The organism is Streptomyces sp. NPDC053542 (assembly GCF_044544685.1).
Taxonomy (GTDB): domain Bacteria; phylum Actinomycetota; class Actinomycetes; order Streptomycetales; family Streptomycetaceae; genus Streptomyces.
On sequence record NZ_JBITXL010000001.1, the window covers coordinates 115085 to 139521 of the forward strand.

Below are 24437 nucleotides of genomic sequence, written 5' to 3' on the forward strand. Positions count from 1 at the left end.
GAAGGAAGAGCACTCATGGTCCGTTGTGTGTATGCGTTCACCGAGGGCGGCCGCGACATGGCCGGTTTGCTCGGCGGCAAGGGCGCCAACCTGGCCGAGATGACCCGCATGGGCCTGCCGGTGCCACCCGGCTTCACCGTCACCACCGAAGCCTGCCGCGCCTTCCTCGCCACCGGTGCCGAACCCGACGGCCTGGCCCACGAGATCTCCGACCACCTGACCGCCCTGGAGGAGGCTGCCGGACGGCGGCTGGGGCAACCGGACGACCCGCTGCTGTTGTCCGTCCGCTCCGGGGCCCGCTTCTCGATGCCCGGCATGATGGAGACGGTCCTGGACATCGGCCTCAACGACGCCTCCGTCATCGGCCTGGCGAAGTCCTCCGGGAACGACCGCTTCGCCTGGGACTCCTACCGTCGTCTTGTGCAGATGTTCGGCAGCACCGTCATGGGTGTCGACAGTGCGCTGTTCGAGAACGCGATGGCCCGCCTCAAGGAGGCCCGCGGCGCGGTGGACGACCTGGGACTGGACGCAAGCGACCTGTCCGGACTCGTCGAGGCGTACAAGAAGCTGATTCGCCAGGAGACCGGCGATCACTTCCCCCAGTCCCCCGCCGAGCAGCTGCGCCGGGCGGTCCTGGCGGTCTTCGAGTCCTGGAATGGCGAGCGGGCCCGCCTCTACCGCCGCCGCGAGCACATACCCGACCACCTGGGCACTGCGGTCAACGTACAGACCATGGTCTTCGGCAACGTCGGCCCCGACTCCGGCAGCGGCGTCGCCTTCACCCGCGACCCGGCCACCGGACAGCCCGGCCTGTACGGTGACTACCTGCCCAACGCACAGGGCGAGGACGTCGTCGCAGGCATCCGCAACACCGTCCCGCTGGCCGAACTCGGCCGCCTGCACCCCGACGCGTTCGCTCAACTATGCGACCACCTGCGGAAGTTGGAAGCTCACTACCGGGATCTGTGCGACATCGAGTTCACCGTCGAGCGCGGCCGCCTGTGGATGCTGCAGACCCGGGTCGGCAAGCGCACCGCCGAGGCCGCGTTCGCCATCGCCGCCGAGCTGGCCGACGAGGGGCTCATCACCTCCGATGAGAGTCTGGCGCGAGTCAGCGGGGGCGAGCTGGCCCGGCTGATGTTCCCCCGCTTCGACACCTCCGCCATGGGAGCCGCGCTCGCGCACGGCATTCCGGCCTCTCCGGGCGCTGCTGTAGGTGCCGCGGTGTTCGACTCCACCGAGGCGGTCCGGCGTGCCGCCGCCGGGGAGAAGGTCGTCCTCGTACGGCAGGAGACCACCCCCGACGACCTGCCCGGCATGGTCGCCGCACAGGCCGTGCTGACCAGCCGGGGTGGCAAGACCAGCCACGCGGCTGTGGTCGCCCGCGGCATGGGCAAGGTATGCGTGTGCGGGGCCGAAGAGATCACCGTGGACCCGCAGGCGCGCCGGTTCACCGTGGGCGGCACCACCTTCGAGGAGGGCACGGTCATCTCCGTGGACGGCTCCGAAGGGACTGTCCACGCAGGCGCTGTGCCGCTGGTGGACTCGGCGGTGATGCGGTACTTCGAGGCCGGCAGCCAGGGTGAGCGGCCGACCGGACTGGTCGACGCGGTGGCCCGTGCCATCCAACAGGCCGATGGCGTGCGGCGGCTGGAAGTGCGGGCCAACGCCGACACACCCGAGGACGCCGCCCGCGCCCGCCGGTTCGGCGCCCAGGGCATCGGCCTGTGCCGCACCGAGCACATGTTCCTCGGCGACCGCCGGCAGCTGATCGAGGCGATGATCCTGGCCCGTACCGACGCCGATCGCGAGCGCGCGCTGGCCGCGCTGCTGCCGCTGCAACGGCAGGACTTCATCGGCATCCTGGAGGCGATGGACGGCCTGCCCGTCACCATCCGGCTCCTCGACCCGCCGCTGCACGAATTCCTGCCCGACCGCACCGAACTCTCCGTACGTCTGGCCGCAGCCGAAGCACACGGCACCCCGTGCGACGCCCACGACGCCGAGCTGCTGGACGCCGTGAACCGCATGCACGAGGAGAACCCGATGCTCGGCCTGCGCGGCGTACGCCTGGGTCTGGTGGCGCCGGGACTGGTCGCCATGCAGGTACGCGCGATCGCGGAGGCGGTCGTCGAACGCAAGCAGGCGGGTGGCGATCCGCGGGCGGAGATCATGGTGCCCCTGGTCGACACGGTCGAAGAGCTCCGGCTCGTGCGCGAGGAGGTGGGGCAGGTGCTGGCCGAGGTGGCCAAGGCCACGGGCGTGCTCGTTGAATGCCCGGTCGGCACGATGATCGAGCTGCCCCGGGCCGCGCTCACAGCGGGCCGTATCGCCGAGGAGGCTCAGTTCTTCTCCTTCGGCACCAACGACCTGACCCAGACCACCTGGGGCTTCTCCCGCGACGACGTCGAGGCGGCGTTTTTCTCCGCCTACCTCGACAAGGGCATCTTCAAGGTGTCCCCGTTCGAGACGATCGACCGCGACGGTGTGGGGCGCCTCGTCGACATCGCGGTCGCCGAGGGCCGCGCCGCACGCCCCGGCCTGAAGATCGGTGTCTGCGGCGAACACGGAGGAGATCCGGAGTCGGTGCACTTCTTCCACGCTGCCGGGCTCGACTACGTCTCCTGCTCACCCTTCCGCGTCCCGGTCGCGCGTCTCGAAGCCGGACGTGCCGCCCTCTCCGAGACGGAGACCAGCGACAGCAGGTGACGGGCGCGCCGCGCATCTGTCACGCCGCGCACCTGTCACCCCGAACGAGCGCGCTTTCACAGCGCCCGCAGGCCGTGCTCCCGGAACTGCTCGCGCACCCGTTCCGTCAGGTCCGGTACTGGCACGGGCGTGTCGCGCAGTGGGAAGGGGATTCCCAGCGCGTCGTACTTGTGGGCGCCGAGCTTGTGGAACGGCAGGATGTCCACCCGGTCGACGTTGCCCAGCCCGGCGAGGAACGCGCCGAGCCCGTCGACGGCCGCCGGGTCGTCGGTCCAGCCGGGCACAAGGACGTAGCGGATCCACACCGGGACGCCGAGCCGGTCCAGGCGGGTGGCGAAGTCGAGGGTCGGGGAGAGGTCTCCGCCGGTCAGCTTCCGGTAAGTACGGCTGTCGAAGGACTTGATGTCCAGCAGGACCAGGTCCGTGTCGGCGAGCAGTCCGTCGGTCGCGCGGGCACCGAGGAAGCCGGAGGTGTCGAGGGCCGTGTGCAGACCCAGCTCCTTGCAGCGGCGGAAGATCCCGGCCGTGAACGCCGGCTGCAACAGGGGCTCACCGCCGGTGAGTGTCACTCCCCCGCCCGCGATGCCGAGGAACGGCCGGTACTTCACGATCTCGGCCATCACCTCGTCGACAGTGGTCTGTCTGCCATCGCGCAGGTGCCAGGTATCCGGGTTGGCACAGTACAGGCAGCGCAGCGGGCAGCCGCTGAGGAACAGCACGAACCGGGTCCCGGGGCCGTCCACTCCCGTGGACAGGTCCCAGGAGTGGATCCGGCCCGTCGTCGGGGCGACCGTGGTGCTCACAGCGATCCGTGGAAGGTACGGCTGATCACGTCGAGCTGCTGCTCGCGGGTCAGGCGGCCGAAGTTGACCGCGTACCCCGAGACCCGGACCGTCAGCTCCGGGTACTTCTCCGGGTGTGCCATGGCGTCCTCGAGTGTCGCCCGGTTCATGACGTTGACGTTCATGTGGAAGCCGCCGGAGGCCATGTACGCGTCCAGGATGCCGGCCAGATGCCCCGCACGCTCGGCGGGGTCGTGCCCCAGTCCCTCGGGTGTGATCGTCGTGGTCAGCGAAATGCCGTCCCGGGCCTGCTCGTACGGGAGCTTGGCCACCGAGAGGGCCGATGCGGCCACCCCGTGCCGGTCCCGGCCGTTCATCGGGTTGGCACCGGGCGCGAACGGGGCGCCCGCGCGGCGGCCGTCGGGCGTGTTGCCGGTGTGCTTGCCGTACACCACGTTCGAGGTGATGGTCAGCACCGACTGCGTGTGCTCTGCGTCGCGGTACGTGGGGTGCCTGCGCACTTTCGCCATGAACGACTGGACCAGACCGGCAGCGAGCGTGTCGACGCGGTCGTCATTGTTCCCGTAAGCCGGGAACTCGCCCTGGACCTCGTAGTCGACGGCCAGCCCGGTCTCGTCCCGGATGACTTTCACGCGAGCGTGCTTGACGGCGGAGAGGCTGTCCACCGCCACCGAGAGACCGGCGATCCCACACGCCATGAAACGGTGCACGGGGTAGTCGTGCAGAGCCATCTCAATGCGTTCGTAGGCGTACTTGTCGTGCATGTAGTGGATGACGTTCAGCGCGTTGACGTACGTGGCCGCCAGCCAGTCCAGCATCCGGTCGTACGCCTTCGACAGCTCCTCGTAGTCCAGGTACTCACCGGTCAGCGGGGGTGCCCCGGGCGCGATCTGTTCGCCGGTCATCTCGTCCCGGCCACCGTTGATCGCGTACAGCAGTGCCTTGGCCAGGTTGACGCGGGCGCCGAAGAACTGCATCTGCCGGCCCACCGCCATCGCCGAGACGCAGCAGGCGATCGCGGTGTCGTCGCCGGTGCGCGGGCGCATCAGGTCGTCGGACTCGTACTGGATCGCGCTCGTGTCGATGGAGATCTGCGCGCAGAACCGCTTGAAGCCGTCCGGCAGCCGCGGTGACCACAGGACGGTCAGGTTGGGCTCGGGGGCCGGACCGAGGTTGTAGAGGGTCTGCAGGAAGCGGAAGGAGGTGCGGGTGACCAGCGGGCGGCCGTCGGTGCCGATGCCGCCGATGGACTCCGTCACCCAGGTGGGGTCGCCGGAGAACAGGGCGTCGTACTCCGGGGTCCGCAGAAACCGTACGATCCGCAGCTTGATGACGAAGTCGTCGATCAGTTCCTGCGCCCGCGTCTCGCGGATCGTCCCCTCCCTGAGGTCGCGCTGGAGGTAGACGTCCAGGAAGGTCGAGGTACGGCCCAGGGACATCGCGGCGCCGTTCTGCTCCTTCACCGCCGCCAGGAAGCCGAGGTAGAGCCACTGCACGGCCTCGTGCGCGGTAGCGGCGGGGCGCGAAACATCACAGCCGTACGAGGAAGCCATCTCGGTCAGTTCGCCCAACGCCCGTATCTGCTCGGCGATTTCCTCGCGGTCGCGGATGATGTCCGGGCTGGAGGGCTGCGCGTCCAGCCAGGTCCGCTCGGCCCGCTTCGCCTCGGCCAGCCGGGTCGTGCCGTACAGCGCGACACGCCGGTAGTCGCCGATGATCCGGCCGCGGCCGTACGCGTCCGGCAGCCCCGTGATGATCCCTGCCTTGCGGGCGGCCAGCATCTCGGGGGTGTAGGCGTCGAAGACGCCGTCGTTGTGGGTCTTGCGGTAGGTGCCGAAGACGCGCGTGACGAAGGGGTCCGCCGCGTAGCCGTACGCCTTCAGTCCGTTCTCCACCGTCCGTAGCCCGCCATTGGGCATGATCGCCCGCCGCAGCGGCGCGTCGGTCTGCAGGCCGACGATCAGTTCGCGGTCGCGGTCGATGAAGCCCGGGCGGTGCGAGGTGATGGTGGACGGGATGCTCCGGTCGACGTCGAGGATGCCCCGGCGCCGTTCCTCGGGAAACAGACGAGCGACCTTGCCCCAGACGGCCAGGGTGCGCTCGGTCGGCCCGGCCAGGAACGCGCCATCGCCCTCGTACGGTGTGTAGTTGGCCTGAATGAAGTCGCGCACGTCGACGTGGTCCCGCCAGCGCGTGCCGGTGAAGCCCCGCCACGCCTCGGTCCTCGCCCAAGGTCCGGCTGTCACCGTTGCCGTCATCGCCGATCTCTCCCTCGATCTGCGCACGAGCTGCCTGCACCTTCAATGCTCGTCACTCCAGATGTCGGCAGGGAGGGCCTGTCGGTGCACCTGGGCGCGCCATCCGTCCCTTGCGTGCCGGGCCACTGGGCCCGGTCGGGCTCGTCGGCGGCGACGCGGCCATGGTGCGGTGCGCGGCGGCAGAGCCTTCGGTGACTGCGGCTCAGCGCGCTCAGGATGAGCTCGCCCGTTGCCGCCCGCGCGACGGCGCGCTTGCAAAAATGCGCGAATATCGCCTTCCGGAACGCTATCCGTCAAGAGGGTATTCACTCACCTATTGACTTCCCATGAGGGCAAGCGCAGCCTTCCCTTTACTGGGGTCGCCACCCGTGGAGGGTGGAAAAGGATATCGGGTGGATCGAATCCGATACCGCGCAGCCGTGGCCATAGCTTCACTCTCCGTGTGGCGATTATCCGTTCACGCGGACCCTGTGCAGGGTGACATGTGCTGCGATTTAGCGGGCGCACGACAATTTCGATGAGGTGGCGCAGATGTTGCGTCGTTTCTCCGACTCAAGAAGCGCGATCGCCGCCGCGGTGATCTTCGGACTCATTGGTGCACTGGCGGGTGTTCTGGGTGTTTGGGACGCCTCGACGGCGCGCACCACTCCGTACCGTCTGCTGGGAGTGATGTTCGCGCTCTCGGGGGGACTTCTGCTGCTCACCTCGGCAGTCCTCGCCCGCCCGCAGTGGCGCGCAAGCCTCGGCCGTGTATGCGCGATTCTGGCATGCGGTGCGGGGGTTTTCGTCGGAACGTCCCTCTGCTTCCTCCAACTCACGCTGCCGATGGCCTCGGAAACGCGCCGCTGGTGGCAGTTCTCCCTCTGGCTGTTGATCGCGCTCGCGTCGGTAGTCGCTCTTCTGCTCGCTCGACTGCCCACGGCCACCGCGGAGCGGGTCCCCTTCGGCAGGCTGGCGAAAGGGCTCGCGGCAGCGGGGTTCACCGGCGTCACATTGTGGGGCGCCGTCAACTGGTGGTACCAGAATCAGTACTTGCCTGATTCAGTAGCCCCCGCATTATCGGTACAGGCGAAAATGCGGGAGGTGTCACCCCAGAAGGACCAGCCGTCGAACATGCGGATCTTTCGAGGAGAGGTGACCTCGAAGAACGTCAGCGAGACGCAGGTAAAGGTCATCGCATCGTCGTACTCCGTCACTCGTGAAGCCGTGGGCAAGCCCCCGGCGGCCTCCACATCAACCGAGTCGGGAAGTGGTGAAGTTTTCAGTCAGGACTGCTTCTGGTGGCAGAACAACCCACTGCAGACATCGAGCTGCGGAGGATCCGCATACCGTATGCGACTGGATGACCCGCAGACGGTGGCCAACGTGCCGAACATCGCGCGTTTCTCGGCGTCCAGCGACGGACCGGTGTTCGCATACGGCTCGGTCGCCCCGGACGGCGCTTGGTTCGAGCCGGGACAAAAGCTCGTGACCAACTTCCTCCTCCGGGTGCCGAACACCCCTTACTTCGACGAAGACAATCTCAAGTTGCTGGTGTACATAGAAGTCGCGAAAGGGGCACGCCTCGCCCTGGAAGCCTCTCCACGCCTCCAGCCCACGCAAATAGTGCCGGCCGCGGTGAGTGCAGACGAGAAAGCAGATATCGAGCAGCTGCATAAAAAGGAAGGAGCGCTGCCTCATTTCTATCCGTACCGGTATGTCGTATCGGCGTGGGGAATTCAGCCGTTGAGCACGGTTCAGCAAATGCTGGCCGGACCCACTCAGACCGTGAACACCCTCCGCATCCTTCAGGACAGGGCGTGCTTGAAGGGGCAGGGCGACGGATCGACCCAGGCTGAATCGGATCGCAATTGTTCCAATAAGTACTGGGACAACCCCTCTATAATATCCTGCATAGGATCTGCGGATGACCTGCCGAATCCAGCCGAGAATTGGACTACCGTGTACCGGGATCCTACGCGGGTCTGCCCTCTTGCCGGAAGCCCCACCCGCGAGGCGGTGAATGCCGAGGTGGAGAAGGTTTCCTATTACGGGATGTCGATCCAGTGGGCGCAAGACGTGATTTCCCTGCGGCCGTCGTCGGGTAAACGCCCGATCCCGGCGGGCGCGACCGACCCCGCAGCGTACTCTTTGTGGGACTTCCCGACCTCCGCGAAGGCGTCATGCGGACCGGCCATGGAAAAAGCCGACTCGATCCTGAAATCCGGCAAAAAGATCGAGGCTGCCCTACTCGAACACAAGGCGATCATGGACGAGCTGCAGAACGGGCGGATCGACTCGCGGGAAGCCACGCGCCGAGGCATGTCGTCGGCCAAGGCGGGAAAGGGACAGTTCGGTACCTACGATTCCGGGAAAGCTGACTTCGATCGCGCGGTCGCGCGGTGCAGGAATGACAGGGATATCGCAACCAATGGTACGGCCCCGGCAGAAGGGCTGGCGTCGTGGCAGTCCTTCGGGCGGCGCGTTGACGCGGCGCAGGAAGCGGTCTCCCATGCAACGCGCATCAGGTACTACCTGGAAGACCACATCAACATCATGGGCCGGCCCGGCGTTTCCATGGAGCAGTCCATGCTTCCGCTGGTGGAGGGCGGAATCGAGGCCGAGCGTTTCGAGGAGGCCCTGAGCAAGTACCAGGAGACTGCTCGGTGAGCTTCTCCGGTCCGGCCGCCGATAGCGCGGCCGGACCGTGCGCGTCCAGGTGCGCCGCCCCTTGGTGGTCAGTACGGTGCTGTTCCGGTCTTCGGCCGGGCACCAGTGATGACGTCGAAGTCATCGACGTAAGCCATCGGGCGATGGAGGCGGCGTGGCCGGCAAGAAGGCGGCGAAGGTGCCGCGCGCGGTATACGAACGGGAACTGCTGCGTCTGCAGACGGAGCTGGTGAAACTGCAGGAGTGGGTGCGCGCCGAAGGCGCCCGGCTCGTTGTGATCTTCGAGGGCCGTGACGCGGCCGGCAAGGGCGGCACCATCAAGCGGGTCGCCGCGCACCTCAACCCCCGCGTCGCACGGATTGCGGCACTGACGAAGCCGACCGAGCGCGAACGCACCCAGTGGTACTTCCAGCGGTACGCAGCGCATCTGCCGGCCGCCGGGGAGATCGTGCTGTTCGACCGTTCCTGGTACAACCGGGCCGGGGTCGAGCATGTGATGGGTTTCTGTACCGAGGAGGAGTACCGGCTCTTCCTGCGGCAGTGCCCCGTCTTCGAGCGGATGCTGGTGGAGGACGGGATCATGCTGCGCAAGTACTGGTTCTCAGTGAGCGACGTCGAGCAACAGGAGCGCTTCCGGCGTCGGCTGGAGGATCCTCTGCGGCGCTGGAAGCTGTCCCCGATGGACCTGGAGTCGCTCACTCGCTGGGAGGCGTACTCGCGGGCCAAGGACGACATGATGGCGCACACCGACATCGCGGAGGCGCCTTGGTACGTCGTCGAGAGTGACGACAAGCGCCGGGCCCGACTGAACATGATCGCTCACCTGCTGGGCTCCGTTCCGTACCACGAGGTGCCGCCGCCGGTGCTCGAGCTGCCGCCCAGACCCCCGTCGACGGGCTACGCACGCCCGCCGCGTGACGTGCAGACCTACGTACCCGATCACGCGTCGAACCTCTGAGGTGCCTGTCGGGCGTCCTGAGGTGCCCGTCGGGCGTCATGTTGCCCCCAGGCCACTCGGCGCGGGCCCGCAAGCCGCTCCGGGCATCCGCAGAGCGTCGTTCCCTGCCCGGGGAGAAGGGACGTCCTTCCCGGGCGGGCCGGAGAGGACGGAGAAGATGGACGCCATGAAGCCGCGCCATGCGTCGCAGCCAGGCCGGGCGGCGGCACCCGGGCAGGCAGCCCGGATGCTCGCGCTCGCCACCATCGGGTTCGCTCTCGCCTTCTGGGCATGGGCCCTGCTGGCCCCACTCGCTCCCACGCTCCGCCAGGACCTGGGCCTGAGCCCGTTCCAGCAGTCCCTCGTCGTGGCCGTTCCCGTGATCGTCGGTTCGCTCGGCCGGATTCCGGCCGGTGCCCTCACCGACCGCCTGGGCGCGCGCCGGATGCTGCCCCTCGTCGCCGCCCTGACCATCCTGCCGGTGCTCTATGTCGGCCACCTGGCCGACTCGCTCGCCGAGGTGCTGGCCGGCGGATTCTTCCTGGGCCTGGGCGGGACGACATTCGCCATCGGTGTGCCCTTCGTCAACGCCTGGTACCCGCCCGAGCGGCGCGGGCTGGCCCTGGGCATCTTCGGCCTCGGCACGGGCGGCACCGCCGTCGCCGCCTTCACGACCGTACAACTGGCCGACGCCGTCGGGCGGAGCTTCCCGTTCGACCTCGTCGCGGTCGCCCTGGCTGTCTACGCCGTCACCGGCCGGCTTCTGCTGCGCGATCAGCCCGACCGCCCCGTCACCACCGGTTCGCTGCTCGCCCGCACCACGGTGGCCCTCCGGATGCCCGCGGCCTGGCTCCTGGCCTTCCTCTACGCGGTGGCCTTCGGCGGCTTCGTCGCCTTCAGCGTCTATCTGCCCACCTACCTCACCACGGCCTATGATCTCGGCCGCTCCGACGCATCGATGCGCACTGCGGGCTTCGTGGTGCTCGCCGTGGTCATGCGGCCGATCGGCGGATGGCTCTCCGACCGGCTGAATCCCGTGGCCGTCCTGCTCGCCGCGTACGTCGTCGTCTCCGCACTCGCGCTCATCGCGTCGCTCGAACCGACGCTCCTCCCCGTCGGGACGATCGTCTTCCTCGGCATCGCCGCCGCGCTGGGCGCGGCGTCGGGCGCCGTCTTCGCGCTGGTCGCCCGCTTGGTGCCGATCGATCGGGTCGGCTCGGTCACCGGCGTCGTCGGCGCCGCCGGAGGACTGGGAGGCTTCTTTCCCCCGCTGGTCATGGGCACGGTCTACGGCGTCACCGACGACTACACGTGGGGATACGTGCTCCTTGCGATCACGGGGGCCGTCGCCGCTGTCTGCACGGCCACGGCCGTGCGCCGCCGTGCCCGTCCCTCGGTGTCCTCGCGGGTGACACCGTGACACCACGTCGCCGCGGATACCGGCACCGTCGTCGTCCCTTGATCGTCATCCCGGGATCAGGCCCTCGCCCGACAGCAGCTCCCGCACCTGGAGCAGGCTCGTGTCCTCGTCCGGCAGGGCCAGGTCGGACGGGATGATCCGCTCGTCCGGGAGCGGGGTGCCCAGGCGGCGTACGGCGTCCAGGAGAGCGCGCAGTGCTGTACCGAAGGCAGCCTCGTCGCCGGCGCCGGTCGCCGACTGCAGCGCGGCGTCCAGGGCGTTGAGTCGGCTGATCGGGCAGCGACCGGAACTGGCGCAGGCCCGAAGGCTGTTGGAGAGGTCGCGGCTGGTGACGCTGACGGGGGTCGGCGGGGTGGGCAAGACGCGGCTGGCGCTGCGGGCGGCATAGGAGGCGCAGCCGTCCTAGCGTGACGGGGCGTGGTGGGTGGAGCTCTCGGCGCTGCGCAAGGGCACGCTGCTGTGGCACACCGTGTGACCGGCATCCGGGAGCGCCGACGGTTCAGCGAGGAATTCCGTCCACGCCCAGGTAGACACGATGGCGTATTAGTACCGATGTCCGGATGCGGCCTCGTGCGCCCGGCTCCACGATGAGGTCATGGTTCCCGTGGATCCTGCGGACCGTTTCGATGCCTTCCGGGCCCTGGACGCCCGGAAGGGGCGACCAGGAGACCGGCTGATCCAGTCTTTGGCCGAGGCCAGGGCCGGCACGGCGGACGGCCCCGAGGCGTGGGCTCCGGCCGTCGCCGCCGGTGTCGGCCTGCCCGCTGCCGCCGCCCTCGGACCGGCCGGTTATTACGCCGACCTCGCCGCCCCGCACGGCCGCCGCCACGTCCGGGTGTGTACCGCGACGGCGTGCTTCGCCGCGCAGGGCGGGCGGCATGTCGGCGAGGTGGAGGACGAACTGGGTGTCACCGCTGGTACGGCCGCGCCGGACGGCGGAACGTCGCTGCAGGCCGTCCGCTGCCTGGGGTACTGCTACGCGGGCCCCGCGGCGCTCGACGGTGACATGCCCCGCACCGGCCCGGGGCTGGCCGGTCAGCTCGCGGGGCGCGAGCCCTCCCGGGCGCCGGACATCCCGGCGGCCGACGACACCGGCGACCCCGTTCTGCTCGGCGGCGTGGTGGCCGGCGAGTCCGCGTGGCAGGTGTGGCCGCGGATCGTGACGGCCGGTACTCCTGACGAGGTCCAGCGGGAAGTGGCCGCATCCGGGCTGCGGGGGCGTGGCGGCGCGGGGTTCCGGGTGGCCTCGAAGTGGGAGGCAGCGGGCCGGGCGCCCGGCACCGTAGTGGTGGCCAACGGCGACGAGGGTGACCCCGGCTCCTACGCCGACCGGCTGTTGATGGAGGCGGACCCGGAGCGGGTGCTGGAGGGGATCGCCCTGGCGTGCTTCGCGTGCGGGGCACGGCGGGGTGTGGTGCTGGTGCGCTCGGAGTATCCGCGGGCACTGGCCCGTATGCGGGAGGCGGTGGGGCATGCCTACGCCGACGGGCACTTCGGTCCGTCCGTTCACGGCACCGGCATCGCGTTGGACGTGGGGGTGGTGGAGGGCGCCGGGTCGTATGTCGCGGGTGAGGAGACCGCCTTGATCGCGAGCCTGGAGGGGGGCCGGGGCTGTGCCCGGCCGCGCCCGCCCTACCCGACCCAGCGCGGGCTGTGGGGTGCGCCGACGGTGGTGAACAACGTCGAGACCCTGGCCGCCGTGCCGTGGATCGTCTCCCGGGGCGGTGCGGCGTACGCCGGGCGCGGGGCCCGGGACGAGAGCGGGACGAAGCTGGTCTGTCTGTCGGAGCGGTTCGCCCGGCCGGGGGCGTACGAGGTCGAGCTGGGCACCCCGCTCCGGCGGATCGTCACCGAGCTGGGCGGCGGTCTGCGGGACGGACAGGAACTGGCTGCTCTCCAGGTCGGCGGGCCGCTGGGTGGTTTCCTCTCGGCCGACGCGCTGGATGTTCCGTTGACCAGCGCCGACCTCTCGGCCCGCGGCGCCGCCCTCGGCCACGCCGGACTCGTGGCCTTCGACCGGCGGGTGGCACCGGAGGAAGTACTGCGGCACATCTGGCAGTTCGCCGCGGCGGAGAGCTGCGGTGCCTGCTCGCCGTGCCGTGTGGGCTCGCGCCGCGGTCTGGAGCTGGCGTCCGCGGACGCTCCGCCCGGGCCGGAATGGGCACGGCTCTCGCATGTTCTGGCCGAAGCGAGCCTGTGTGCCTTCGGGCGGGGCATCCCGCCCGCCGTACACAGCCTCGTCCGCGCCTACGGGGACCGACTGGCGGGATGGGGGCCATGACCGGAACCACCGGAACCGGGATCGAGGTAGAGGTCGACGGCACAGGCGTCGCCGTGCCCGAGGGGGCTTCGCTGCTCGCGGCGGTGCGGGCGGCCGGCGTCGAGCTGCCCTCGCTGTGCTCCGACGACCGGCTCAGCCCGGCGGGCTCCTGCCGTACGTGTCTGGTACGAGCCGACGGGAGGATCGCGGCGGCCTGCGTGACCCCGGCCGCGTCCGGGGTCCGCGTCGAGACCACCGCCGAAGAGCTCCGGCGGCTGCGCCGGGAGGCGGTGGAGGTCATCGTGTCCGCCCTGCCGCCCCGCGCCCTGGCCCCCGACAGCCCCAGCGAACTGGCCGACGCCTGCCGCTCGTTGGGCATCGGCCCCGAGACGGCACAGGGCTCCGGAAGCCGGGGCCGGGACGACTCCCACCCGTACGTCCACCTGGACCGGGACCTGTGCATCGCCTGCGGCCGGTGCGTCCGCATGTGCGCCGAGGTGCAGGGCACCTTCGCGCTGACCCTGACCGGCCGGGGCGCCGACACGGTGGTCGCTCCCGGCACCGGCGGGCCCTGGGCCGAGTCGGACTGCGTGTCCTGCGGCGGCTGTGTCGACACCTGCCCCACCGGTGCGATCACCGAGCCGGGACCGGGGCGCGGGCTCACCTCCGCCCACCGGCCGGCCACCACCACCCGTACGACGTGCGGGTATTGCGGCGTCGGCTGCTCCCTTGACGTCGTCACCGCTGACAATGCGGTCACTGCCGTACTGCCCGCCCGGGACGGCCCGGTCAACCAGGGGCACGCGTGCGTCAAGGGCCGTTTCGCCCACGGATATCTCATCTCTCCCGAACGGCTCACCCGGCCCCTGCTGCGACGCGACGGCCGCCTGGAGCCCGTGAGCTGGGACGAGGCGCTCGGCCATGCCGCACGGGGGCTGCGCGCGGCCGTTGACGCCGGCGGCCCGGACGCCGTGGCGGCGATCTCCTCGGCCCGCGCCACCAACGAGGAGAACTACCTCGTACAGAAGTTCATGCGGGTCGTCATCGGCACGAACAACGTCGACAACTGCTCCCGTCTCTGCCACTCCCCCTCCGCCGCCGGCCTGACCGCCTCCTTCGGGCTCTCCGGCGGCACCGACAGCTTCGACGACGTGGAGCGCTCGGACTGCCTGCTGGTGGTCGGGGCCAACCCCGTCGAGGCCCACCCGGTGGTCGGAGCGCGCCTCCTCCGGCGGGTACTGCACGGGGCCCAACTGGTCGTGGCCGACCCCCGCGCCGTGGGCCTCGCCCTGCACGCCGACGTACACCTGCGGCCCCGCCCCGGTACCAACGTGGCGCTCTTTCACGGGCTGGCCCATGTCCTGCTCACCGAAGGACTCGCCGACGAGGAGTTCCTCCGCGAGCGGGCCACCGGCCTGCCGGAGCTCGCCGAGCTGCTGGACGACTACCCGCCCCATCGGGTCGCGGCGATCACCGGCGTGCCCGCCGCGGACCTGGTCGCCGCGGCCCGGCTGTACGGCCGTGCCCGACGACCCGCGATCATCTACGGCCTGGGCGTCACCGAGCATCTGCACGGCACCGACGGGGTACGGTCGCTGGCCAACCTGGCGATCCTGCGCGGCGCCGTGGGCACCGACCGCGGGCACGGGGTCAACCCGCTGCGCGGTCAGAACAACGTCCAGGGCGCCTCCGACATGGGCGCGCTGCCCGACCTGCTGCCCGGCTACGGAAAGGTGACCGACCCGGATGCCCGGTCCCGGGCCGAGGCGGTGTGGGGCGTACCGGCTCCGCACCGGCCCGGCCTGCGCATCCCGGACATGTTCGCCGCCGCGCGGGCGGGGGATCTGCGGGCGCTGTGGGTCATCGGCGAGGACGTCTGCGCCACCGATCCCGACAGCAACCGGGTGGCCGAGGCCCTGGCTGCGTGCCCGCTCGTGGTGTGCAACGAGCTGTTCCTGTCCGAGACCGCCCGCCACGCCGACGTCGTGCTGCCGGTCGCGTCCTGGCTGGAGAAGGACGGCACCTTCGTCAACTTCGACCGCCGGTTCCAGCGCGTGCGCCCCACCGTGCCGCCGCCGGGATCGGCACGGAGCGACTTCGACGTCGTACGCGCCCTCGCCGCGGCGATGGGAACCGACCTGGGCTGTCCCACTCCGGCCGATGCGCTGGCCGAGTGCGGGCGCGTCGCCCCCGTCTTCGCCGGTCTCTCCCACGAGCGTCTGGACCGGGAGGGGGCCGTACCGTGGCCCTGCCCGGACCCCGGACGGCCGGGGGAAGCCAAGCTGTACGGGGAACGGTTCGCCACGCCGGACGGGCGGGCCCATCTCGCCGCGGCCCCGTATCTCCCGCCCGGTGAACAGCCCGACGACGACTATCCGCTGATCCTGGTCACCGGGCGGCGCTGGGCCCACTACAACTCGGGCAGCATGACCCGACGCGGCGGCAACCTCGCACTCGACCCGGTCGACTTCCTCGACCTGCACCCCGACGACGCCCTCCGGTACGGCGTACGGGACGGCGCGCGCCTCACCGTGGAGAGCCGGCACGGCCGGGCGCGGCTCATCGCCCAGGTCACCGAACAGACAGCCCCCGGCCAGGTCTTCTGCTCCTTCCACTTCCCCGCGAGCGGGGTGAACCGCCTCACCTCCGACCACACCGACACCGTCACGTCCTGCCCCGAGTACAAGGTCACGGCGGTACGTCTGGCCGCGCCGTGACACGTCCTGCCAGGGCACCCCGCCGGTCCCGGCCGGCCCCTGGGCGGGTCAGGTGAGGGAGGGAGCAGGCCGGTGTTGCGGCCAACGGCGGGAGGAGGCGGCGGGCGGCCCACGCGCCGGTGTTCAGGTGCGGTGAGGGATGACGGCGACCGGGCACGCGGAGTGGTGCAGCAGGGTGTGGGCGACATGACCGAGCTGCAGACCGAAGTGGCCGTGTCGCCGCAGAGCGCCGACGACTATCAGGTCGGCATCGGTCGATGCGTGCAGGAGGACCTTGTGAGCGGGGCCTTCGGCCGGCCGGTGGTGTACGTCGACACGGGGATGATCTTGTACGGCCTCGCGCAGCGCTTCCGTGAGGAGGGTCGAGGCCCGTTCCTCATGAACCCGCGCGGCGTCGTCCGCGATGAGGGGGTGGTCCACGTGCTCATGGGCCGGGCAGCGCCAGGCCCGCACGGCGTCCAGGGCACAGCCGCGTGCCTCGGCCTGGCGGAAGGCGAACCGTAGGGCCTCCGAGCCCTCGGTCGAGTCGCCCACGCCAACGACCACCCGTCCCCATGCTCCCTGCCGGTTCCGCTCCGAGCCACGGACCACGATAACCGGGCACGCGGCTCGGGCTGCCACGGTGAGGCTGACCGACCCCAGCAGGAGCCCGGCGAACTGGCCACGGCCGCGGACGCCCGTGACCAGGGCGGCTGCCTCACGTCCCGCCTCCAGCAGAGCGGACACCGCATCGTCGGGCAGCACCTCGCCCGACACCTTCACCTCCGGGTTGCGAAGCCGGACGCGTTCCGTGCAGGAGGCGATGATGTGCTCCGCCGTGACCTCCTCAGCGGGACGATCGGTGCTGAAGGACGGGCGGGCTCCCTCATAGCGTTCCCAGAGGGAGGCATGGACGAGGCGCAGCGGCAGCCCCTGGCGTGCCGCTTCAGCCACCGACCAGTCCACTGCCTGCAGGCTGGAATCCGATCCGTCGACGCCCACGACCAGCGGGAATACCATCGTCCCCATCGCCTTCCGCTGCAGCTTCCAACAGAGCTCCTGGAAATACCGTCGCACCGCCCGCGGTCCGCCGCTACATGCGGACCGGCCCGCCGGCCCGCGGCTTTCCGCCGGGTCGTACCGGCCCCCTCCTCGGCCCCGGCGCCGACCTGCTGCCGGTCACTGACGGAAGCGCGCGGACCAATGCGGCTCCACCAGGTCCCACTCGGCCTCCCACCGCGCGTACCTCCGGCGGTCCAGTGCCAGGCGCGTGCCCGCCCGTGCCGCGAAGAGTCCCGCGGCCACGGCGACCGCCGTCCCTCCGCCCACCGTCCAGCCCATAGCCGTCGCGTTGTGCACTGTCATCGGCGGGCTGGTGATGGCTCCGTCCCGGTCCACCCAGATCCGGACAGTGGCGCCCTCGCGCGTACCCGCCTTCACGAGGGTGGCTCCGGTCCGTTCCTTGCCGTTCTTGTCGGTCCAGCGGACCCGCGCCCGTTGCTGTACGTACTCCGCGTCTTGGGCTTCGTCGGCATTCGACGTCAGCCGGGCGGCGACCGCATGCCGTTCCGCTGCCTGAGCATGCGCGCTGCGCATCGCGGACTCGTAGGCCGTCAGCCCCACGCCGAGCGAGGCCATCGGCAGCCCGAGGGCGAACGCGAGCATCAGGAAACGGGCGACCCAGCATTCGATCCGGTCGGATGTACGCCTCAGCGGGTTCGCTCCCTTGGACCGGTGCTCCTGGTGCGGCGGATGCGGACCGGATGCGTATGGCGAACCTTGTGCACTCATGATCTGCCCTCCGTCCGGCCTCCAGCACGCTGCTGGTCGTTCGCCCAACTCCATGCGCCTGATCAGCGGAGACGATCTCCGTCCGGCCGGCTTGCCGAGCCGCCGGGGAACGAGCCGTGCGCCCCCTGGACGCGAATCCGGCGCCCCGTGATCCGAGCCGGGCGAATGGCGATCCACTGCTCGCGCCCGCCACCGGCCCACGGTGCCGTGTAGGCGCTTTCCTCGAGCGCGCGAGATTCGGCGGCGTCGGTGACCAGGTGGGCGGGGCCGACCACCAGGACGCTCCAGCCCTGGCTGAACGCCTCGTCGATGTGATCGACTTCGAGCGCGGCCTCGTGGCCCGCCGCTGCGGCCGGACCGGCCTCCGGGGCGGTCCGGTAGGCAACCAGATCGCCGGCAACGGTGTAATTGACGGGGAAGATCGCGAGCGTACCGGCCACGGTGACCGCCACCCGCCCCACGCCATGCGTGGAGAGCTTCTCCCGGCAGTCGTCCTCGCTGAGTTCCCGCAGCTCTGGATGCCTGCCGGCCTTTCCGAGCCCTGCGGGGAGCTCCCCCGTCCCGCCGACCAGTTCGGCCACGGAGGTCTCCAGCGCATCGGCCAGGCTGAGCAGGAATCCGATGTCCGACACGGCGCAGCCTTCCTCCACGTACTGGAGGTAGCCGGGCGCGGCGCCCGCCCGCGCCGCCACCTGTTCGCGGGTCAGTCCCAGCTGTTGCCGGCGCAGTGCGACGCGGCGCCCCAGGTCGCTTCCGCCCGGCGTCGGCTCGGGCCTGGAGCCGGTCTCGTGCTGCGACATCATGCACATCCCCTTCGTCCTACGCGGTCAGCGGCGGTCCCTCTGCCACGACGGGCCGAGTTGGCCGAGTGCTGTCCCCGATCGTCAGCCTGCAGCAGCGGACCGGCTCAGGACATGGGCCGATCGGTCCCCACGGCGGGGGTGAAGCGGCCCCGGTTTGCCGAGACCTCACCGCGCCGTCCGGGGCCAGGAGCGGCGGGTGGGTCGCTCGGCGCGACCGAGGGGCCGTCCGGCCCCTGAACAGGACCGGACGGCTCACTCGTGGGCGGCCCGGGGCTGCCACGCTGGGTGCATGGCCGCAATCGGCTGTCGCGACCCGGAAGGGAGCAGGGACATGCAGAACCGAACTGTCGGCGAGCTCATGACCCGAAGGGTCGTCCGGGCGCGACGGGATCTGCCGTTCAAGGAGATCGTCAGGCTGCTCGCGGAGAACGACGTCACCGCCGTACCCGTGGTGGACGACCTGGACCGTCCGATGGGTGTGGTGTCCGAGGCGGACCTGCTGCGCAAGTGCTCCGGGCAGTCCGACCCGTCCGGCCTGGAGCCGATTCCTCATCTGGAGGCATGGGAGCGGGCCAAGGCCGAGGGGGCCAGGGCCGAGGAGCTGATGTCGGCTCCCGCGGTGTGCGCACGCGCGGACTGGAACGTGGTGGAGGCCGCGCGCCTGATGGCCGTGCAGAACGTCAAGCGGCTGCCCGTGGTGGACGAGGCGGACCGGTTGCAGGGCATCGTCAGCCGCGGCGACCTGCTGCGGATCTTCCTGCGCCGCGACGACGCCATCCGCGAGGAGATCGAGCGCGATGTGCTGCAGGGGACGATGGGCCTCGCTCCCCGGGACGTGACCGTGGAGGTGCGCGAGGGGCAGGTCACGCTCGGCGGATCGGTCGAGGTCAGGAGCCTGATCCCGATCATCGAGCAGCTGTGCCGGAGCGTCGACGGCGTGGTGTCGGTAGCGGAACACCTCACCTTCCGGGCCGACGACACCCGCCGCGTCACCGCACCCACATGAGAGGTCCTCCATCCGATACGGAGGTAGTCGCCATGGATCCCGTGATCACCGTAGGGCTCGACGGTTCCCCCGAGAGCCTGGCCGCGGCCCGGTGGGGTGCCGGCGAAGCGGACCGGCGTGGGTACACCCTTCGCCTGCTGCACGCCTGGACGCTGCTGTCACCGGACGCAACCGGTGTTCCCTCGAAGAAGGACCAGAACTACTGGGCGAACCGCATCGTGCACGATGCGCGGACCGAGCTGCACAAGCACCACCCCGATCTGCCCATCATCGAGGACCTGGTCGCCGAGGAGGCCGCTCCCGCACTGCTGAGTGCGGCTGCGCAGTCCCAGATGGCCGTACTGGGCTCGCGGGGGCTCGGGCCGGCACAGCGGTTCTTCCTCGGTGACACCAGCATGGACGTCGTCTCGCGGGCCGAACGGCCCGTGGTGCTCGTACGTAAGGGCATGGACGACGACGCATCCGCTGCGCACGAGGGCGGCGTGGTGGTGGCGCTGAGCCTCGGTGGTTCCTGCGACGACGTTCTCGATTTCGCCTTCGCTGCCGCCGCCGCGCGCGGGGTTCCCCTGCGGGCCGTCCACGGGTACAGCCTGCCGGTACAGGCGTACGCACCCTGGGGCGTGGACCCCGATGCCGCCGAAGCGATCAGGCAAGGCGCGGCGGAGGAGCTGGACCGGACGCTCCGCCCGTGGCGCGAGAAGTTCCCCGGTGTGCGGGTGATCGACGAGATCCGGCTCGAAAGCCCCGCCCATGCCGCCGTACGGCGCGCGGAAGACGCCGACCTGCTGGTGGTCGGCCGGCGGAAGCACCGCGGTGCCCTGGCGCCGCGCCTCGGGCCCGTTGCCCATTCCGCCATGCACCACGCGGCCTGCCCCCTCGCCGTCGTCCCCCACGACTGAACCGTCCCGCCGCAGGAGTACCGACACGGACGTACGCAATGCCTGTCCGGCTGGGAATTGCTCTCCTGCGGCCGGTTTTCCGCGCATGCGGCCCGGCCTGCCGTGCCAGTACCGTGGCGTACAGGGAGACCAACGCCCTGACGGCGCGAGCCGGACCGGAGGCAACGATGGGCAGGGAAGGGCACCCGCGGTCCGGACCACTTCCCCAGACGCGGCTGGACGAGCTGCTGGACGAGCTGCAGGCACGCATCGACGAGGTGCGCGGCACACGCGACCGCGTGCACAGCCTGCTCGAAGCCGTGCTCGCGGTCGGCCGGGATCTGGATCTGCCGCATGTGCTGCGCGGCATCGTCGAGGCCGCCGTGTCACTGGTGGACGCCGAGTACGGCGCGCTGGGCGTGATCGGCCAGCGAGACCGGATCACGCAGTTCATCACTGTCGGCATCGATGAGGGGCTTCGGGCGGAGATCGGGGACCTGCCCAGCGGGCACGGGCTCCTCGGGGAGCTGATCCGCCATCCGGAGCCCCTGCGGCTGCCGGAGCTGTCGGACCATCCGGCCTCGTACGGGTTCCCGGCACATCATCCGCCGATGCATTCGTTCCTCGGCGTGCCCATCAGGGTGCGCGACACGGTGTTCGGGAATCTCTATCTCACCGAGAAGCGCGGTGCCAAGGAGTTCGACGCCGAGGACGAAGCGGTGCTGTCGACGCTCGCCGTGGCGGCCGGGGTCGCCATCGAGAACGCGCGATTGTACGAGGAGGCCAGGCTCCGTGAGCGCTGGCAGCGGGCGGGCGCCGAGGTCACCAGCACGCTGTTGTCGGGGGCGCCGCGTGGCGAAGTACTGCGGCTGATCGTCGAAGAGGCCCGCCGGATCGCGTCCGCGGATGTCGGGATGATCGCGGAGCGCGTCCCGGGTGAGAAGGAGCTGCGGCCCCTGCTGGCCGACGGGCCGGCCGCCGGGAGGCGGAGCGGGCTGGTGCTGTCCTGGGACGACGGTTTCGTCGGCGCGGCGCTCACCGCGTCGGAGCCGGTCCTCAGCGCCGACATCGGACGGGACCCCCGCACCGACGCCCACGGGCCGCAGTGGGAGGGACTGGGGCCCGTGGTCGCGGTGCCGCTCGGCGGTGCCGCGCCGGTCCGCGGTGTGCTGGTGCTGGGCCGTACGGCAGGCCGTCCCTGCTTCGCCGAGGTGGAGGCCGGACCGCTGCTGGGCTTCACCGGCCAGGCGGCACTCGCGATGGAGCTCGCCGAGCGCCGCAACGACGCGGAAGAGATCGCACTGCTCCAGGACCGCGACCGGATCGCGCGCGATCTGCACGATCTCGCCATCCAGCGGCTCTTCGCGACCGGCATGACGCTGCAGGGCACACAGCGCTTTGTCAAGCATCCGGAGGGGACCGAGCGGCTGGCCCGGGCCGTCGACGACCTGGACCACACCATCAAGATCATCCGGTCCACCATCTTCGGGCTGCGGAGCCACACCGGAGGGCCGAAGGGGGGTGGTGGCCTGCGCGAGCGCTGCTCCGCCGCGGTGCAGGCGTCGGCCGCCCAGCTCGGCTTCTCCCCCGGTCTGCGGATCGATGGGCTCGTGGACACCGACGTCCCCGGCACGGTCGCGGACCACGCGGTCGCGGTACTCGGCGAAGCGCTGAGCAACGCCGCCCGGCACTCCGGAGCGCGGACCGTCGATGTCCACCTGCAGTACGCCGACGGCCACCTGACGCTCACGGTGACCGACGACGGCCGCGGCATGCCGAAGGCGGCCGCCCGCAGCGGCCTGAAGAACCTGGAGGAACGTGCCGTCGCGCTCGGCGGCACGCTGACGCTCGGCGAACGGCCGGAGGGCGGCGGCACGGAGCTGCGCTGGCGGGTGCCGGTGCACCAGGACGGCTCGCCGCCGTCCTGAGCCCTGACTCCGGCTCCGGCTCCGGCTCCGGGGCCGGCTTCGTCGCAACCCGGCGTACGGCCTTGAGTCCCTTGCCCGGACGGCCGCCGCCGTTCACTCGGTCGGGTGATCCGTGGGCCCGTGCTGTTCCAGCTGGCTCGCCAGGACCGCCGCCTGGACCCGGCGGTGGACGCCCAGCTTGGCCAGCAGGCGGGAGATGTGGTTCTTCACCGTCTTCTCGGACAGATACAGCCGCTTGCCGATCTGCCGGTTGGTGAGCCCCTCGCCGATCAGCTCGAGGATGTCCCGCTCGCGCGGGGAGAGACCCGCCAGCGCCGCCGGCACGCCCTCGGACTCATCGGGCTCGGTGCGCAGGCTGCGCATCAGCCGGGCCGTCGTCGCCGGGTCGAGCATGGACTCCCCCGACGCGACCGTACGCACCGCCGCCACCAGATCCGAGCCCTTGATCTGCTTGAGCACATAGCCCGCGGCGCCGGCCATGATGGCGTCGAGCAGGGCGTCCTCGTCGTCGAACGAGGTGAGCATCAGGCATGCCAGGTCAGGCATGGCGTCGCGCAGTTCCCTGCAGACCGTGATGCCGTCGCCGTCGGGCAGGCGTACGTCGAGGACGGCGACGTGCGGGCGCAGGGCGGGGCCGCGCGCCAGCGCCTGCTCTGCCGTGCCCGCCTCGCCCACCACCGTGATGTCCGGCTCGGCACCGAGAAGGTCGGTCAGCCCGCGCCGTACGACCTCATGGTCGTCGACCAGGAACACCCGTACGGGCTCCTCCTCCGTGAATGTCCTTGTCTCGGTCATGACGGCCCCTCGGTCTGCTCCGTCCCGCGCCGGGACCGGACTGCCTGAGATGATCCTCACCCGCCCCGGACGGAAGTGCCAGGGCCGACCGGCCCTCGTTCACCGCCTCGGGCGTCCCGGCTCCGTTACAGCGGTTTGCCGCTGCCGTAGGGCGCGTACAGGTCGAGCAGCCGGGTCCTGGCCGACTGCAGCCTGCGGGCGACCACCTGCCCGGCCCACCGTGCGACGGCCGCACCGAACTCGGGCTCGGCCTGGCACATCAGCCGTACCACTGTGGCATCGAACTCGTAGGCGCGCACCGAGGACAACGCCTCGGCGCTCAGGTGCCACACGTGCGGCGGAAACAGCCAGGACCAGCCGACGAGTTCGCCGGGGCCCAGGGATTCGATGACGGCCGCCTGGCGGCCCGGGACATGCATGCTGAGGGTGACCGTTCCGGTGCGGATGACCCAGAACCGGTCCGCCCGCCGGCCCTCTTCGAAGATCTGGGTACCTTGCGGGAAGGCCACCTCATGCGCGATGTGCATCAGCCGGTCCTGGTGCTCGGCGGGCAGCGCCCGCAGCACGGTGGTCGTGGTCGTAGTCATGACCGGGCCTCTTCCTGTTCCTGGCTGCTTCCTGGAATGCCGTAACGCGCTGACAGCCTCAGCGTGCAGCGACCACCACGCCCGCACCATGGGCCGCATGGCCCTCGACCCGGGCAATCGGCCCTCACGACCCGCGTCACGGTCGCGACGTCCGCTCCGCATCGATTTCCTTGGCGATGCCGCCCGCCCAGGCACGTATCCGGTCCATGTCACGGAAGTCTCCGCCCCTCCCCTGCTTGAGGATCATCCGGGCGACGAACCCCTTGGCGCCTTCCGTGAGACAACCGCCGAAAGTGATGTGCTCCCGCGCATCGATCCGGGTCGCCGCGCGAGCGGCGCCGCGCACCGGCGGGATGTCACGCTCGCCCGCCGAGGGATCCAGCGGTCCGCTGCTGAACAGCCACACGGGCCGGTCGGCCAGGGCCTTCCGGTGACGCCGGGCGAAGCGGGCGGCGTCACGGTGCCAGCGTCCCGCGTAGACAGCGCCACCGAGCACCACCGCGTCGTACGCCGCGACCTCGTCCACGTCCCCCGCGGGCCGCGCCTCGCAGCGCAGCCCCGCGCCCCGCAGGGCGTCGGCGATGACATCCGCGATCTCCGCGGTCGAACCGTTCTTCGTGCCGTACGCCACGAGTACGTTCGGGATCCTGGTCATTGCTCTTACCTCCTCACGGCCTGCGCAGCCATACCGCGACAGCGGCCGGACACGGACGTCCGGGGCACCCCCTGTCGTGGCGGGCCCTTCCAGCCTCGGTGAGGAGCGAGACCGGCCCCAGGAGCCGACCAGGGCCATACGCAGGGCCGACCGGCCCTCCGCCGGCGTCCGGGCGCATCACCTCCCCGCACGGCCCGAACCGGCCGGCGAGCCGTCCGGCCCCCGGACGACCCCGATCGGCCCATAGGGGCCACGGCTGTAC

General features: G+C 70.7%; 18 protein-coding genes. 9 read left to right on the top strand and 9 right to left on the bottom strand.

Annotated features, from left to right (window positions below; all coding sequences use genetic code 11):
• Positions 1 to 15 precede the first annotated feature (15 nt).
• Positions 16 to 2709, top strand: coding sequence for a pyruvate, phosphate dikinase (ppdK, locus tag ACIGXO_RS00515; protein WP_399778543.1), 2694 nt, complete (start codon positions 16 to 18; stop codon positions 2707 to 2709).
• 56 nt (positions 2710 to 2765) lie between these two features.
• On the opposite strand, the gene pflA is transcribed toward ppdK, so the two are convergent.
• Together pflA and pflB are read right to left on the bottom strand one after the other, a co-directional pair.
• On the bottom strand, positions 2766 to 3512 hold the full coding sequence (gene pflA / locus ACIGXO_RS00520; RefSeq protein WP_399778544.1) for a pyruvate formate-lyase-activating protein: 747 nt from the start codon (positions 3510 to 3512) through the stop codon (positions 2766 to 2768).
• On the bottom strand, positions 3509 to 5770 hold the full coding sequence (gene pflB / locus ACIGXO_RS00525; RefSeq protein WP_399778546.1) for a formate C-acetyltransferase: 2262 nt from the start codon (positions 5768 to 5770) through the stop codon (positions 3509 to 3511). Before pflB ends, pflA begins: the two co-directional genes overlap by 4 nt.
• A gap of 522 nt (positions 5771 to 6292) precedes the next feature.
• On the opposite strand from pflB, the gene ACIGXO_RS00530 reads away from it, so the two are divergent.
• The 3 genes from ACIGXO_RS00530 to ACIGXO_RS00540 all read left to right on the top strand — a co-directional run bounded on the left by ACIGXO_RS00530 (position 6293) and on the right by ACIGXO_RS00540 (position 10776).
• Positions 6293 to 8419 carry a hypothetical protein gene (locus ACIGXO_RS00530; protein WP_399778548.1) on the top strand — a complete coding sequence of 709 codons (2127 nt, stop codon included), beginning with the start codon at positions 6293 to 6295 and terminating at the stop codon, positions 8417 to 8419.
• Positions 8420 to 8573: 154 nt separating this feature from the next.
• The gene (gene ppk2, locus ACIGXO_RS00535) at positions 8574 to 9377 is read left to right on the top strand and encodes a polyphosphate kinase 2 (RefSeq protein ID WP_399778550.1); all 804 of its coding nucleotides are present in this window, start codon (positions 8574 to 8576) and stop codon (positions 9375 to 9377) included.
• Between the two features lie 166 nt (positions 9378 to 9543).
• A complete protein-coding gene (locus ACIGXO_RS00540) occupies positions 9544 to 10776 on the top strand; it encodes a nitrate/nitrite transporter (RefSeq protein ID WP_399779886.1) in 1233 nt (410 codons plus the stop codon).
• Between the two features lie 45 nt (positions 10777 to 10821).
• Here ACIGXO_RS00540 and ACIGXO_RS00545 read toward each other — a convergent pair whose 3' ends face one another.
• Entirely contained in the window at positions 10822 to 11049 is a 228-nt protein-coding gene (locus ACIGXO_RS00545; RefSeq protein ID WP_399779888.1) for a hypothetical protein, read from the bottom strand.
• A gap of 322 nt (positions 11050 to 11371) precedes the next feature.
• Between ACIGXO_RS00545 and ACIGXO_RS00550 the strand changes: the two genes are divergently transcribed.
• Both ACIGXO_RS00550 and fdhF read left to right on the top strand, forming a co-directional pair.
• On the top strand, positions 11372 to 13057 hold the full coding sequence (locus ACIGXO_RS00550; RefSeq protein ID WP_399778552.1) for an NAD(P)H-dependent oxidoreductase subunit E: 1686 nt from the start codon (positions 11372 to 11374) through the stop codon (positions 13055 to 13057).
• Positions 13054 to 15753 carry a formate dehydrogenase subunit alpha gene (gene fdhF / locus ACIGXO_RS00555; protein ID WP_399778554.1) on the top strand — a complete coding sequence of 900 codons (2700 nt, stop codon included), beginning with the start codon at positions 13054 to 13056 and terminating at the stop codon, positions 15751 to 15753. Before ACIGXO_RS00550 ends, fdhF begins: the two co-directional genes overlap by 4 nt.
• A 123-nt stretch (positions 15754 to 15876) precedes the next feature.
• Here fdhF and ACIGXO_RS00560 read toward each other — a convergent pair whose 3' ends face one another.
• From ACIGXO_RS00560 to ACIGXO_RS00570, 3 genes are all read right to left on the bottom strand, one after another.
• Entirely contained in the window at positions 15877 to 16752 is an 876-nt protein-coding gene (locus ACIGXO_RS00560; protein ID WP_399779891.1) for a universal stress protein, read from the bottom strand.
• A gap of 159 nt (positions 16753 to 16911) precedes the next feature.
• Positions 16912 to 17523, bottom strand: coding sequence for a hypothetical protein (locus tag ACIGXO_RS00565; protein WP_399778556.1), 612 nt, complete (start codon positions 17521 to 17523; stop codon positions 16912 to 16914).
• Positions 17524 to 17585: 62 nt separating this feature from the next.
• Positions 17586 to 18326 (bottom strand): helix-turn-helix domain-containing protein, encoded by a 741-nt coding sequence (locus ACIGXO_RS00570; protein WP_399778558.1) that lies wholly within the window; start codon positions 18324 to 18326, stop codon positions 17586 to 17588.
• A 331-nt stretch (positions 18327 to 18657) separates the two neighbouring features.
• Here ACIGXO_RS00570 and ACIGXO_RS00575 point away from each other — a divergent pair, with 331 nt between their 5' ends.
• The 3 genes from ACIGXO_RS00575 to ACIGXO_RS00585 all read left to right on the top strand — a co-directional run bounded on the left by ACIGXO_RS00575 (position 18658) and on the right by ACIGXO_RS00585 (position 22138).
• On the top strand, positions 18658 to 19332 hold the full coding sequence (locus ACIGXO_RS00575; RefSeq protein WP_399778560.1) for a CBS domain-containing protein: 675 nt from the start codon (positions 18658 to 18660) through the stop codon (positions 19330 to 19332).
• A gap of 32 nt (positions 19333 to 19364) precedes the next feature.
• A complete protein-coding gene (locus ACIGXO_RS00580; RefSeq protein ID WP_399778562.1) occupies positions 19365 to 20231 on the top strand; it encodes a universal stress protein in 867 nt (288 codons plus the stop codon).
• Positions 20232 to 20398: 167 nt separating this feature from the next.
• Positions 20399 to 22138 (top strand): GAF domain-containing protein, encoded by a 1740-nt coding sequence (locus ACIGXO_RS00585; protein WP_399778564.1) that lies wholly within the window; start codon positions 20399 to 20401, stop codon positions 22136 to 22138.
• A gap of 93 nt (positions 22139 to 22231) precedes the next feature.
• Here the strand turns inward: ACIGXO_RS00585 and ACIGXO_RS00590 are convergent, their stop codons facing one another.
• The 3 genes from ACIGXO_RS00590 to ACIGXO_RS00600 all read right to left on the bottom strand — a co-directional run bounded on the left by ACIGXO_RS00590 (position 22232) and on the right by ACIGXO_RS00600 (position 24175).
• A complete protein-coding gene (locus ACIGXO_RS00590) occupies positions 22232 to 22933 on the bottom strand; it encodes a response regulator (RefSeq protein ID WP_399778565.1) in 702 nt (233 codons plus the stop codon).
• 125 nt (positions 22934 to 23058) lie between these two features.
• Positions 23059 to 23520 carry a Crp/Fnr family transcriptional regulator gene (locus ACIGXO_RS00595; protein ID WP_399778567.1) on the bottom strand — a complete coding sequence of 154 codons (462 nt, stop codon included), beginning with the start codon at positions 23518 to 23520 and terminating at the stop codon, positions 23059 to 23061.
• Positions 23521 to 23656: 136 nt separating this feature from the next.
• Complete coding sequence (locus ACIGXO_RS00600; RefSeq protein ID WP_399778568.1) at positions 23657 to 24175, bottom strand: flavodoxin domain-containing protein; 519 nt, start codon at positions 24173 to 24175, stop codon at positions 23657 to 23659.
• Between the last annotated feature and the right edge of the window lie 262 nt (positions 24176 to 24437).

Coding starts and splice junctions, on each gene's coding strand:
- pflB (WP_399778546.1), bottom strand. CDS start 5,770: ATGACGGCAACGGTGACAGCCGGACCTTGGGCGAGGACCGAGGCGTGG.
- ACIGXO_RS00540 (WP_399779886.1), top strand. CDS start 9,544: ATGAAGCCGCGCCATGCGTCGCAGCCAGGCCGGGCGGCGGCACCCGGG.
- fdhF (WP_399778554.1), top strand. CDS start 13,054: ATGACCGGAACCACCGGAACCGGGATCGAGGTAGAGGTCGACGGCACA.
- ACIGXO_RS00585 (WP_399778564.1), top strand. CDS start 20,399: ATGGGCAGGGAAGGGCACCCGCGGTCCGGACCACTTCCCCAGACGCGG.
- ACIGXO_RS00565 (WP_399778556.1), bottom strand. CDS start 17,523: ATGAGTGCACAAGGTTCGCCATACGCATCCGGTCCGCATCCGCCGCAC.
- ACIGXO_RS00570 (WP_399778558.1), bottom strand. CDS start 18,326: ATGATGTCGCAGCACGAGACCGGCTCCAGGCCCGAGCCGACGCCGGGC.
- ACIGXO_RS00595 (WP_399778567.1), bottom strand. CDS start 23,520: ATGACTACGACCACGACCACCGTGCTGCGGGCGCTGCCCGCCGAGCAC.
- ACIGXO_RS00550 (WP_399778552.1), top strand. CDS start 11,372: ATGGTTCCCGTGGATCCTGCGGACCGTTTCGATGCCTTCCGGGCCCTG.
- ACIGXO_RS00600 (WP_399778568.1), bottom strand. CDS start 24,175: ATGACCAGGATCCCGAACGTACTCGTGGCGTACGGCACGAAGAACGGT.
- ACIGXO_RS00560 (WP_399779891.1), bottom strand. CDS start 16,752: ATGGTATTCCCGCTGGTCGTGGGCGTCGACGGATCGGATTCCAGCCTG.
- ACIGXO_RS00590 (WP_399778565.1), bottom strand. CDS start 22,933: ATGACCGAGACAAGGACATTCACGGAGGAGGAGCCCGTACGGGTGTTC.
- ACIGXO_RS00575 (WP_399778560.1), top strand. CDS start 18,658: ATGCAGAACCGAACTGTCGGCGAGCTCATGACCCGAAGGGTCGTCCGG.
- ppdK (WP_399778543.1), top strand. CDS start 16: ATGGTCCGTTGTGTGTATGCGTTCACCGAGGGCGGCCGCGACATGGCC.
- ACIGXO_RS00580 (WP_399778562.1), top strand. CDS start 19,365: ATGGATCCCGTGATCACCGTAGGGCTCGACGGTTCCCCCGAGAGCCTG.